The 12,505-nt window shown below is 46.9% G+C and carries 10 protein-coding genes; 6 read left to right on the top strand and 4 right to left on the bottom strand.

All coding sequences use genetic code 11. From position 1 onward, the window contains the following. Positions 1-114: 114 nt before the first annotated feature. On the bottom strand, positions 115-495 hold the full coding sequence (gene crcB, locus IE070_RS05610) for a fluoride efflux transporter CrcB (protein ID WP_189481329.1): 381 nt from the start codon (positions 493-495) through the stop codon (positions 115-117). Positions 496-575: 80 nt separating this feature from the next. Further along, entirely contained in the window at positions 576-2,333 is a 1,758-nt protein-coding gene (locus IE070_RS05605) for an ABC transporter transmembrane domain-containing protein (RefSeq protein ID WP_229796943.1), read from the bottom strand. A gap of 223 nt (positions 2,334-2,556) precedes the next feature. Here IE070_RS05605 and IE070_RS05600 point away from each other — a divergent pair, with 223 nt between their 5' ends. The 6 genes from IE070_RS05600 to IE070_RS05575 all read left to right on the top strand — a co-directional run bounded on the left by IE070_RS05600 (position 2,557) and on the right by IE070_RS05575 (position 10,989). Further along, a complete protein-coding gene (locus tag IE070_RS05600) occupies positions 2,557-2,835 on the top strand; it encodes a hypothetical protein (RefSeq protein ID WP_189481325.1) in 279 nt (92 codons plus the stop codon). A 154-nt stretch (positions 2,836-2,989) separates the two neighbouring features. Further along, complete coding sequence (gene katG / locus IE070_RS05595) at positions 2,990-5,176, top strand: catalase/peroxidase HPI (protein ID WP_189481323.1); 2,187 nt, start codon at positions 2,990-2,992, stop codon at positions 5,174-5,176. A 190-nt stretch (positions 5,177-5,366) separates the two neighbouring features. After that, positions 5,367-6,671 (top strand): putative porin, encoded by a 1,305-nt coding sequence (locus IE070_RS05590; protein WP_189481321.1) that lies wholly within the window; start codon positions 5,367-5,369, stop codon positions 6,669-6,671. 77 nt (positions 6,672-6,748) lie between these two features. After that, positions 6,749-8,380: a BCCT family transporter gene (locus IE070_RS05585; RefSeq protein WP_189481320.1), complete on the top strand. Its 1,632-nt coding sequence runs from the start codon at positions 6,749-6,751 to the stop codon at positions 8,378-8,380. A gap of 2 nt (positions 8,381-8,382) precedes the next feature. Continuing rightward, positions 8,383-10,257: a DUF294 nucleotidyltransferase-like domain-containing protein gene (locus tag IE070_RS05580; RefSeq protein ID WP_229796942.1), complete on the top strand. Its 1,875-nt coding sequence runs from the start codon at positions 8,383-8,385 to the stop codon at positions 10,255-10,257. Positions 10,258-10,260: 3 nt separating this feature from the next. Further along, a complete protein-coding gene (locus IE070_RS05575; protein ID WP_189481318.1) occupies positions 10,261-10,989 on the top strand; it encodes a 3'-5' exonuclease in 729 nt (242 codons plus the stop codon). A 14-nt stretch (positions 10,990-11,003) separates the two neighbouring features. On the opposite strand, the gene IE070_RS05570 is transcribed toward IE070_RS05575, so the two are convergent. Beyond that, a complete protein-coding gene (locus IE070_RS05570) occupies positions 11,004-11,639 on the bottom strand; it encodes a methylamine utilization protein (RefSeq protein WP_229796941.1) in 636 nt (211 codons plus the stop codon). Continuing rightward, on the bottom strand, positions 11,629-12,489 hold the full coding sequence (locus IE070_RS05565; RefSeq protein ID WP_189481316.1) for a DUF4394 domain-containing protein: 861 nt from the start codon (positions 12,487-12,489) through the stop codon (positions 11,629-11,631). The genes IE070_RS05570 and IE070_RS05565 overlap by 11 nt, the downstream gene beginning before the upstream one ends. Positions 12,490-12,505 lie beyond the last annotated feature (16 nt).

The following is a 12,505-nucleotide window of genomic DNA, read 5'->3' as shown; positions in this document are numbered from 1 at the left end:
TTCCTTGTTAAGGGTGAACCAGCGGCACAGCCTGTGACGTGAATAGAAGCTTATCGTATAACGATGCATGAACGTTGTCATACTGTTTACATTTACAGTGTACAGTAATCAGGCTTATCGATAAAAAAAGCGTACCAGCATAAAACCTACTGCCGTTAATAACAATGAGCCAAACAGATGTAAGATTGCAGTGGTGATAGCATGTCCCCATTTCTGCTCAAACAGCATCGCCATTACTTCGGCTGAAAAGGTAGAAAAGGTGGTTAATCCGCCTAAAAACCCGGTGATAATCAGTAAGCGCCATTCTGGTGCTATAACCGATTGTTGCGACAACCAAGGGACAGCAATTCCAACTAACAAGCCGCCTATTAAGTTTGCCAGTAAGGTTCCAATGGGCATTACCGACCAGAGCTGATTCAAATGCACTCCAAGCACCCAGCGTAAAATTGCCCCGCAAGATGCGCCTGCGCTGATCGCCATAATCGAAGTTAGCATTGGCTCTCCCATACTGTGCCGTGTGCTTCATTAAGGCTATTTTGCCTGTTTTGCCTCAAGGTGTTAATCATTTTCTCAGGTTATGCCAACAGCTGTATTTCCGCTAACTCGCGGTATAACGGACAATCTTGCAACAAAGTTTCATGTTTACCACTGGCGATAATACGACCTTTTTCGAGCACCACAATGCGATCTGCCGTTATCACCGTACTGAGTCGGTGCGCAATAATTAAGGTGGTACGGTGCTGCATCGCCAGTTCTAAAGCCTGTTTTACGGCTTGCTCGCTGGCCGCATCGAGTGCACTGGTCGCTTCATCAAGCAATAATATAGGGCGATCTGCCAGTATGGCACGGGCAATTGCAATACGCTGTTTTTGCCCACCAGATAAACGCACCCCCCGCTCCCCCAATTGCGTGGCATAGCCCTGTGGAAACTGCGAAATAAATTCATCAGCACGTGCTGCAATACAGGCGGCTTTAACCTGTTCTAGCGTAGCCTCGGGCTTACCAAAACGGACATTTTCGATAACCGAGTCAGCAAAAATCACTGCATCTTGGGGCACTAATGCAAATTGCGCGCGCAGTGCTTGTGGTGATAACTGGGGTAAGGCAATGTCATCGAGAAAGATCTGCCCGTTGCTGACATCATAAAAACGCTGTAACAGCTGAAAAATGGTACTTTTGCCGGCGCCACTGGGGCCTACAAAAGCAACCCGCTCACCAGAATGAATCTGCAAATTTAATTGCGACAATACTTGCTGCTCTGGTACGTGCGGGTAGGCAAAATCAACAGCGGCAAAGCGTAACGAACCGGCCACATTTTCGGGTAAGTGCTGCGGCACATCAGGAGCCTTGATCGTAACGGGCATCTGCGATAACTCTATTAATCGCTCGGCAGCACCTGCCGCACGCTGCACATCGCCAATCACTTCACTAATGGTCGCAACGCCTCCCGCCACCATAACGGCGTAAAATAAAAATGCGGTAAGCTGCCCAGCACTGACACTTCCTGTAATCACATCAAGCGCACCAACGTAGCCCACTAACGTAATGGCACCAATGCTAAGCAACATTACCGATCCAATTAACAACGCCCGATAAAAAATTCGGCCCCTCGCCGCATGAATAACCTGCTCTATTTTGTCACGAAACACCTGCTCATCTGCGGCTTCATGACCATAGGCCTGCACGGTGTGAATTTCATGTAAGCTTTGATCAACATGCGCGCCAATATCGGCCAATCTATCTTGGCTATCCCGGGCTAAACGCCGTACTTTTTTCCCTAAAATAAAAATAGGCATTAACACCAGTGGCACGGCGATAAACACTAACGCCGTCAATTTAAAACTGGTAAATGCCATCATCAGTAAGCCCCCGAGCGCCGTTACCCCTGAGCGCAGCGCCATAGATAAACTCGAGCCAACGACGCTTTGTAACAAGGTAGTATCCGCAGTAAAACGGGAAATCACCTCACCTGTGCGCGTTTCACTGTAAAACGCCGGTGATAACTTAAGCATATGTTGATAAACGGCATTTCGGATGTCGGCACTCACCCGCTCGCCCAACCAACTCATAAAATAAAAACGCAGAAAAACCGCGACGGAAGCAATAACCGTTATAAGGAGTACCAAAGCCGTCAAATCATTCAAGCGCTGGGTATTGCCCGTGATAAAGCCTTCATCCACCAGCAATCGAACACCTTGCCCTAGTGCTAACCATGCTAATGAGCCAATTAATAAAAACACAATTGCCGCCGCCACCTTCACGCGGTATGGCTTTAAAAAACGTAGTAACCACGCTAAAACAGGCGTATTTTTCACAGGCGTAGCATTTAACAATGGGGGCACTCTTTAGAAATAATTTACTGTTCTTTATTGTGCCTTTGCGCGCGTAAAACAAGCGTTAATAGCATTTTTTACGTGAACAAACTATTCAGTACCCGCCAGAAAGACGAACCTTGTGCCAACACAAAAGCGTATTTTTTGTCACTTAGCTAATCTACCCTAAACCTCTTAGTGTTGCAGCCGATATGCTTAAAACCTGTGCAGAAGGAATGTAATCATGAATCACAACAAATTGCCGACAATCCCGCCTGAGTTAACAGTTGAACTGCGTAATGTGCATCGGATTATGCAGGTAGTAGATATATTGGCTGAACATCCGGAACTCACGGTGATTACGCAAGGTAAAATTTGGCGCTATGCTGACATGCTACGCATCTCGATGCGCTATGCCTATTTGGCCAATAAACATGGCTTTAATGTTGAACCCTTTCGGCGTTGGTATAATCGCGAAGCCGACACATTTATGCGTTATGGAATACAATGGCAAAACGACTAAGGTGTTGCAAATACGGCTTTTAATCCATAAAAGCTATTAGCACATTCAATTTTAATTACTTTATGAACTGTCACATAGCGTCTATAGTCTATAGCATCATCGAGCGCGGTTACGCCGCGAATGATTTTTGCAACAAGCCTAACAGGAGTGACAGATGGACAATAACAATAATGCGTCGGGCAAATGCCCCGTAATGCATGGCGCAAATACTGCTAGCAGCAAAAATGTAATGAGTTGGTGGCCAAATGCCCTCAACTTAGACATTCTTCATCAGCACGACACGAAAACCAATCCACTGGGTGCTGATTTCAACTACGCCGAAGCCTTTAAAACACTGGATTTAGCTGCCGTTAAAACGGATCTAAAAGCCCTGATGACCCAAAGTCAAAGCTGGTGGCCAGCTGATTGGGGCCATTATGGTGGCTTATTTATCCGTATGGCCTGGCACAGTGCCGGCAGTTACCGCATCGCGGATGGCCGTGGCGGTGCCGGTACCGGTAATTTGCGGTTTGCTCCGTTAAATAGCTGGCCTGATAATGGCAATTTAGATAAAGCGCGTCGCTTGCTGTGGCCTATCAAAAAGAAATACGGTAACAAACTGTCGTGGGCCGATTTGATGATTTTAGCCGGTAACATGGCCTATGAATCAATGGGTTTTAAAACCTTTGGTTTTGCCGGCGGCCGTGAAGATATTTGGCATCCTGAAAAAGATACCTATTGGGGTTCGGAAAAAGAATGGTTAGCGCCATCAGGCAGCGAAGGCTCGCGCTATTCAGGTGAGCGTGATTTAGAAAACCCCCTCGCCGCTGTGATGATGGGCCTTATTTATGTGAATCCGGAAGGGGTTGATGGCAAACCCGATCCGTTAAAAACGGCACACGATGTGCGCATCACATTTGCGCGTATGGCCATGAATGATGAAGAAACAGTAGCGCTGACTGCTGGTGGGCACACCGTAGGTAAAGCTCATGGTAATGGGCTTGCTCAAAATCTTGGACCAGAGCCAGAAGCGGCTGATATTGCTGAGCAAGGCTTGGGGTGGAATAACCACAAAACACGTGGCGTTGGTCGTGACACAGTAACCAGTGGCATTGAAGGTGCGTGGACCAGTGAACCCACCAAGTGGGACAATGGTTACTTCAAAATGCTCCTAGAGCATGATTGGGAACTGACGAAAAGCCCAGCGGGCGCTTGGCAATGGCAACCGGTAAACATTCAAGATAATGCGAAACCTGTGGATGTTGAAGATGCGTCTATCCGTTGCATGCCAATGATGACCGATGCTGACATGGCTATGAAAATGGACCCAGAATATCGAAAAATTTCTGAGCGCTTCTATCGCGATCAAGCCTACTTTGAAGACGTGTTTGCTCGTGCTTGGTTTAAACTGACACACCGCGATCTCGGTCCAAAAAGCCGTTATTTAGGGCCAGACGTCCCCGCAGAAGAGCTTATTTGGCAAGATCCTGTTCCTGCTGGTAACACGGCACTTACTGATGCGGATATCAGTGAACTAAAAGCAACGATTTTAGCGAGTGGTTTATCTGTGGGTGAGCTGGTTGCAACCGCGTGGGACAGCGCTCGTACGTTCCGTCGTTCTGATTATCGTGGCGGTGCTAATGGTGCTCGTATTCGCTTGGCGCCACAAAAAGATTGGGAAGGTAACGAACCCGCTCGTTTACAAAAAGTGCTAGCCGTTTTGGAAACGATTCAAGCCAGTTTTGCTAAATCCATTAGCCTGGCCGATTTAATTGTACTGGCGGGTTCTGCTGCCATTGAACAAGCTGCTAAGGCCGCTGGGGTAAATGTCAGTGTGCCTTTTGCACCAGGTCGTGGTGATGCTACCCAAGCGCAAACTGATGTAGAGTCTTTTGATGTACTAGAACCCCTACACGATGCATACCGCAATTTCCTGAAAAAGGATTACGTGGTACAGCCGGAAGAGTTAATGCTTGATAAAAGCCAATTACTGGGCTTAACGGCACCAGAAATGACCGCGCTAATTGGCGGGATGCGGGTGTTGGGAACTAACTTTGCAGGCAACACGCATGGCGTATTTACCGACAAAGTGGGTGTATTGACCAATGACTTCTTTGTGCATTTAACGGATATGGCTTACAGCTGGAAACCGACTGGCCGTAATAGTTATCAGATCATTGAGCGTGATACCGGTAATGTTAAGTTTACTGCTACACGGGTCGATTTAGTCTTTGGTTCAAACTCTGTACTGCGTTCTTATGCTGAAGTGTATGCACAAGATGATAACCATGAAAAGTTTGTAAACGACTTTATCAAGGTTTGGGTAAAGGTAATGAATGCAGATCGCTTTGATTTAAAATAAGTTTTCTGTCTATCACTGCATAAAATAAGGCTCCATTGGAGCCTTATTTTTTTGCTTTAACACCATGACTTTTGCTCGCTGTAGTATTGAGGGTTTAGTGTGCAATTCCGCTCCTAAAATTGGAACAACGCCGTTTTATGTTATGCTTGATCACCTGTTTAAATATTTTTAGCTAATACAGGTCTTTTTAATGCTTAAAAAATCGCTACTTGCTCTCATTATTTCATCTACTTTTGCCGCAACTTACACCCAAGCTACCGCCCCAGAACAAGACACTATCGAGGCACAACTGGCCCAACTAAAGGCACAAATTGCCGATTTAGAAGCCCGACTTGCGACGCAAGAACAAAACACATCTGTTGCTGCAACATCAGTTGATCCTGCTCATCACGCTGAAACTGTCGTTACAACAACAGATGTCACACCCACCAAACCCACAGGGATCCAGGTTGGCGGTGCGGTGCGCACTAACTTTAGTCACACCTCTTACGATGACGGTAATAAAAACCGTGGTGGTGATTTTGACTTTGATATTTTTCGCTTGAACCTCAGCGGTAATGTTGGCGACGTTACATTGGATGCCGAGATCCGCTTTTTTGATTATATGACAACGGTAAAGTATGCCTATGTAGGCTATCAATTTGCCGATAACTGGCAAGTACAAACCGGTATTACCCAAGTTCCTTTTGGTAACTGGCCTTATAACTCACATAATTACTTTTTTAGTACGAATTATTATCTGGGTCTGGAAGATGATCATGATCTTGGCATTCTCGTTAAACGGCAAGTGGCAGATAACTGGCAGATAGACCTCGGCTTTTTTAAAAATGATGAGCTCGGTGGTGTGGATGGTTATGTCAGTAACCGCGCCGATCGCTACTCTTATGATGTGGTAGGCGCCCGCCCGCTTGAACAAGACATCTATGCCGATCCCACGCTAGCACTCGGTGAATACAATACATTCAGTGGCCGTTTTGCTTACCACACTACCTTGGCAGGCGTGCAAACCGAATTAGGGCTCTCTGCACTCCATGGTGGCTTGCATGATGGCCAGCAACGTGCTGGTGATTATTACGCTTGGGGCTTACATCTAAACAGCCATTATCAAAACTGGAACGTGCAACTCCAACACACCGAATATGCCTATAACGTTGATAATATTCAGCAAATGGCAGTGGGTGCTTACGGGTTTTACGACAGTATAGCGGCTGAAGCAAAATCGAGTACGGTTAATGTGGCTTACAGTTTGCCGCTTAGCTGGGGTCCCGTAACAGGCCTGCAGTTTTATAACAATTACGGACTGGTGTATGACAAGTCGGACGACACCGCGAATACCCTGATGAATGTAACGGGCTTTTCCGTAGCCGCCGGTGGGCTATTTACCTACTTTGATCTTGTGCATGCACGCAACCAGCCTTTTGTAGGCGGCAGTGTTGCGGGCAACGCTGATGAAACCGAACGTCGTTTTAATATCAATATCGGCTACTACTTCTGATGATAGCCCCCTTGCACAATGCGTACACTGTGCAAGGCTGCTTGATATTCCCCCTTTTTTAACTATGGAACAGACGAATGACAACAGGTAAAGATCCGATGATCCCGGATGGTAAAGTCAATCCCATTGATACCGATTATCAAATTGGTCAAGACAACATTGTGGTGAAGCTTGGCCCGTTTGGTTTAGACATTCATAACCGAGTATTTTTAATTTCCGGCTTAGCGATTATCGCTTTCGTAGTTATTACGTTAGCCTTTGGCAGCTATGCAGGCCCTGCGTTTGCCGCGCTACGCAATAGCCTAACCGCGAACCTTGATTGGTTTTTTATCTCTGCAGCAAATATTTTTGTTTTATTGTGTTTAGCACTCATTATCAGCCCACTGGGTAAAGTGCGCTTGGGTGGCACCGAAGCGATCCCCGACTTTACCTATGTTGGTTGGTTTTCCATGCTCTTTGCCGCAGGCATGGGTATAGGTTTAATGTTTTATGGTGTGTCGGAACCATTGACACACTTTGGTACCGCATTAAACGGGGTGGAATTTGCAGATGGCGAACGGGTTGATTGGGCGCCCCTTGGCGGGGCAGCTGGCGACACCGCTGCGGCAGCGAAACTGGGCATGGCCGCCACTATTTTCCACTGGGCACTGCATCCATGGGCGATTTATGCCATTTTAGCCTTGGGCTTAGCGCTTTTTAGTTTTAATAAAGGATTGCCATTAACTATTCGCTCGGTGTTTTATCCTATCTTGGGCGAGCGAGTCTGGGGCTGGCCTGGCCATATCATTGATATTTTGGCGGTATTTGCAACTTTGTTTGGTTTGGCAACGTCATTGGGTATTGGTGCTTCACAAGCCAGCGCCGGTTTACATTATTTATTCGGTTTACCCAGCGGTACCACCACCGAGGTGATCTTGATTATTGTTATTACGGCTTTGGCATTAATTTCGGTAATAGCGGGATTAGAAGCCGGCGTAAAACGCTTATCTGAAATCAATATGTTGCTTGCCGCAATGTTGCTGCTCTTTGTGATTATTGTCGGTCCAACCTTGGCAATTTTTACAGGATTTGCAGAAAACGTGGTCAGCTATGTGCAGCATTTACCTGCCCTAGCAAATCCTATTGGACGTGAAGATACCAATTATGCACAAGGCTGGACCACGTTTTACTGGGCCTGGTGGATTAGCTGGTCGCCGTTTGTCGGCATGTTTATTGCGCGCGTATCGCGTGGGCGTACGGTGCGGGAATTTTTAATCTCGGTATTACTCATCCCCTCTCTGGCTTGTGTTTTTTGGATGACGGTATTTGGTAGCACAGCCATCGATCAGGTGGTCAACGACGGCTACAATGCCGCGGTAGAGGCCGACTTACCGCTGCAATTATTTGCTATGCTTGATGCGTTACCCCTAGCACAAATTAGCTCTTTTATTGCGATTATCCTGGTGATTGTATTTTTTATTACCTCATCCGACTCGGGATCATTAGTTATTGATACCATTGCAGCAGGTGGCAAAGTAAATGCGCCAACTGTACAACGTGTATTTTGGTGTACCTTTGAAGGTTTAGTCGCGATCGCATTACTCATTGGTGGTGGGCTAACCGCGTTACAAGCAATGGCGGTGTCAACAGGTTTACCCTTTACCCTGGTGCTATTAGCGGCGTGTGTTGCTATTGTTAAAGGCTTGATGTCAGAGCCCCGAGTTCCTTAATCATGACAATGCAACAGCCTGAATTAGAAATTGAACAGTTAGAGATCCTAAGCTTCCTGCAACGGCATTCGCCGTTTCAGGAGCTCTCTGGCGAAGAGCAACGCCACTTAGCACGTCAAATTGATATTAGTTATTTTCGTGCGGGTACAACCATTTTGGAGTATAACGCGCCGTTAACGGCGTTGTATGTAATCCGCAGTGGTGTCGTTGAAACCTTTCGCCGAAATGGCGATTTGTATAATCGTTTATCTGAAGGCGGGATTTTTGGTGAACAAGGTTTACTTAGAGGTAAAAAAGTCCGTTTCCCAGCCAAAGCGCTCGCAGATACATTAATTTACCTGATCCCTGCGCAAGCCTTTGAACAGCTCTTTGATCAAAACGAGTTTTTTGCTGATTATGTTGAAGTAGGCGATGCTGAGCGGCGCGCTGAGCCGCGCATTGGTAAAGCGGAAAATCACCAACTCATGAGTGCGAAAGTCACTGAGCTGATTCAACGGCCCGCGATTATGTTGCCGTCAAACGCCAGCATTAAAGCGGCGGCATTAGCCATGCGCGCGGCGGGGGAATCCTGCTTACTGCTAACGCATCCTGCAACACCAGAATTAATCGCCGGTTTAATTACCGATCGTGATTTACGCAATCGGGTGGTGGCAGCAGCGTTAGATCCTGAGCTGCCAGTATCGACCATCATGACAGAGCAATTAGTTACCGTTCAGGCCAATCAGTTTGTGTTTGAAGCTATGCTGTTAATGCTAAGGCATAATTTACATCATCTCCCAGTGCTTACCCAGCAGACACCGATTGGTGTTATTGCGATAGCTGATATGATTCGACACGAATCGAACAACAGTCTGTTTATTGTCAGCAGTATTTATCAACAACAAACGGTTGCTGATTTAGCGCAATTACAAACAGCGGTGCAAGCCTGCTTTGTCAGAATGGTTAATGAGGATGCTAACTCGCAGATGATTGGCAGTGCCATGGCGACCATAGGCCGCAGTTTTAAACAGCGCCTTTTGGAACTCGCAGAGCAGCGCTTAGGCCCGCCGCCGATACCTTATTGCTTTTTAGCCTTGGGCTCGATGGCTCGAGATGAACAACTTATTGTTACCGATCAAGATAATGCACTGATTTTAGACAATCGGTATGATGCGAACTTGCATGATGCTTACTTTGCCGAATTAGCGGCATTTGTCTGTAATGGCTTAGCCCAATGTGGTTATCCGCTGTGTAGCGGTCACATTATGGCGACCAATCCGCAATGGCGCCAGCCATTGCGTGTGTGGCAACATTACTTTAATGATTGGTTGACTCAACCTACCCCCGAGAAGTTACTGCAGAGTAATATTTTTTTCGACTTAGATGGCGTCTGGGGTAAAACGGAATGGGCAACGCAACTTAATCAACAAATCGTCAATACTGCCCCACGCAGTAAACTGTTTTTAGCCTCTATGACCCGCAATGCCCTGTTGCGTACCCCCCCATTGGGCTTTTTTCAGGATTTTGTTATGGAAGAAGATGGCCGACAAAATGATTCGCTAAATATAAAACGTCGGGGGACTGCCCCCATGGCCGATTTATTACGTGTTTATGCATTATCACTTGGGATTGACGCGCGCAGCTCTTATCAACGATTAACTGAACTGACAAAACGTCAATTGTTACCTAAAGGTCGCGCTGAAGATCTTCGCGATGCCTATGAGGTTATTGCGATGACGCGGATCCGCCATCAAGCGGCCGCCTTGCAACACAAACACGTGCCGGATAACAATGTGCGGCCAGCACACTTATCAGAATTTGAACGCAAACATCTAAAAGCCGCGTTTTTGGTATTAGCCAATGCGCAGAAATTTCTTAAATTTCATTTTCAGGCCTAACCTATGTTGTATTTAGGGGCAACGCCCCTTCCCCGTAGCGCGCCAAATTGGCCACACCGTTTTGCTCAGTTAGCGGCACAAAGTCGGGTACCACTTTTACAAAACTATTACGCCACCGGTATGGTAAGCGCACAGACGCCGTTGGTAGACGCACCACTAATGGCGTTGGATCTGGAAACCACCGGTTTGGATCCGCGTTGCCATGGTATTGTGAGCATTGGTATCGTGCCATTAACCACAACGCGGATCTTCAGCTCAGAAGCCAAACAATGGCTGGTTAAGCCTCGTTTTCAACTGACCAGTAGCTCGGTAAAAATCCATCGGATCACCGACAGCGCATTAGAACATGCGCCTGATCTGCTAGAGGTTTTACCCGAGTTTTTAGCCGCTATTGCTGGAAAGGTGTTGATCGTGCACTGCGCGGACATTGAACGGCAGTTTTTAGCGGCCGCCATGCAAGTAAGGTTGCAAGAAAGCATATACTTTCCCGTTATTGATACTATGGCGATAGAGGCGCAATGGCATCGTAAAACCCCAATGAGTTTGTGGCAACGACTGCGCAAACGCCAAGCGGTTTCTATTCGTTTGGCGGCGAGCAGAGCACGTTACGGTTTGCCCCCCTATTTACCCCATCATGCCGTTACCGATGCGATGGCGTGCGCAGAATTATTTATTGCGCAAGTTGCCCATCGTTACGACACGACTACGCCCCTTGGTTCGCTATGGACATAACCGCCATTAACCTGTTAATACATAGGTACTAATTGCGGCAAGGTAACTTGTTGTGGCGGCAGATCCGCATTTACACTAACACTAATTTTTGGCACATCTTCTTCACTTAGTAAGTCTTTGTGCCATACACGCAGCGTGTAATCGCCTGTTGGCACCTTGTCTAAGCGTACCTGACCAGATGTATCGCTAGTTCCATAATATGGGGTGTCTAACACCACTACCCAAGCAATCATCTCATCATGAATGTTACAGCCTAACACTGCCACACCGCTTTGCTCAAATATAACGGGATCGGTTGGCGTACCCACATACAGCTTGATTTCAAACTGCTTAACCGGTGAAAACGAATAAACATGGTGCCGCACAGTATCTTCATTTGGGAAGTTAACTGCAGTGCCACGCGGTATGATGGTCAGTTCTGGAATAAAGCGTTTATCACGTTGCACGATATTCGCTGTTTTTGTTGGCGTAGTACTTAACGATTGGGTCAGTGCAGCACTGGCAGCAGGCGATTCTAAAAAAACCACCGCGCCCGCAACGGGCTGGCCGTTGTCGCCTAATACTGTTACCGTGACGGGTGCCGCGTGGAGCATAGCGCTAAAGCCAAGCGCTATGCCTAAGCCCGTAAAGGAAAAAAATTTATGGCTCAATCGCTATCCCTAGTATGGCACTGCCATCGGCCAGTTGACCTAACTTAGTGGTTTGCCCTGAACTCAAATCGATCTGATATAACGTCGATTGCGCTTCTGTCTTGGTCGTTACCGAAATTAATCCGATGTTATTGATATCCGAAATATCAAATGAAACCTGTTCTAAATCAGCCAGTCCGAGTGACCCCACGGTAAACAGTTGTCCAGTATTTGGGGAAACTGCAGGTTCAACTCCTTCTAGGCTTCCTTGCGTGACCAAGGTCCCTGCCGCTTTATCAATCGCATAATTGGTAGTGATTTTAGCGTCTTGCTGATTATAGGTATAGGCTGCCGCAACTACCGCTGGCGACTTGCCAGCATGACGATCAGTTGGCGCGTATTGTAAATTAGGATCGGTAAAGGCAAGTACGCCCGTTTCAGGATGTAAACGTAAATTTTGACCTAACTCGTTAACGACCCGGATCCGATCTGCCGCCGGATTAAAATCAAAGCCAAACTGTGCGGCTTGTAACGTATTCGCTGACAGTGGGCTACCAACAGCACTTACCGCACCGGTTAATGTATTGATGGTGTAAAGCTGACCTTTATCAGACAGGCCAAACAACACGCCATAAGCCACCCGATAATCAATACCCTGAATTTTCTCACCCTCACGCAAACCGGTAAGCGCTTTTTGTTCGAGAACCTTACCGGGAGAGGAAGGATTAATTTTCACTAACTGATGATTCTGCGTGAGTAGCCACACCATTTCGTTACCTTTTAAGGCAGACGCTGCAGTGGCGGCGGAGGAGTACGTTGCAACAACACTGGCAAATAAACCTGCGAGTAAAAGCGTTTTGTCTACTGTCATAGTATATTCCTGTTTT

Source organism: Alishewanella tabrizica (assembly GCF_014652375.1).
GTDB lineage: Bacteria > Pseudomonadota > Gammaproteobacteria > Enterobacterales > Alteromonadaceae > Alishewanella > Alishewanella tabrizica.
The sequence above is the reverse complement of the archived record's forward strand: the minus strand, read 5'-3'. Positions and strand labels throughout refer to the sequence as shown.

Coding starts and splice junctions, on each gene's coding strand:
- IE070_RS05565 (WP_189481316.1), bottom strand. CDS start 12,489: ATGACAGTAGACAAAACGCTTTTACTCGCAGGTTTATTTGCCAGTGTT.
- IE070_RS05575 (WP_189481318.1), top strand. CDS start 10,261: ATGTTGTATTTAGGGGCAACGCCCCTTCCCCGTAGCGCGCCAAATTGG.
- katG (WP_189481323.1), top strand. CDS start 2,990: ATGGACAATAACAATAATGCGTCGGGCAAATGCCCCGTAATGCATGGC.
- IE070_RS05580 (WP_229796942.1), top strand. CDS start 8,383: ATGACAATGCAACAGCCTGAATTAGAAATTGAACAGTTAGAGATCCTA.
- IE070_RS05590 (WP_189481321.1), top strand. CDS start 5,367: ATGCTTAAAAAATCGCTACTTGCTCTCATTATTTCATCTACTTTTGCC.
- IE070_RS05600 (WP_189481325.1), top strand. CDS start 2,557: ATGAATCACAACAAATTGCCGACAATCCCGCCTGAGTTAACAGTTGAA.
- crcB (WP_189481329.1), bottom strand. CDS start 495: ATGCTAACTTCGATTATGGCGATCAGCGCAGGCGCATCTTGCGGGGCA.
- IE070_RS05585 (WP_189481320.1), top strand. CDS start 6,749: ATGACAACAGGTAAAGATCCGATGATCCCGGATGGTAAAGTCAATCCC.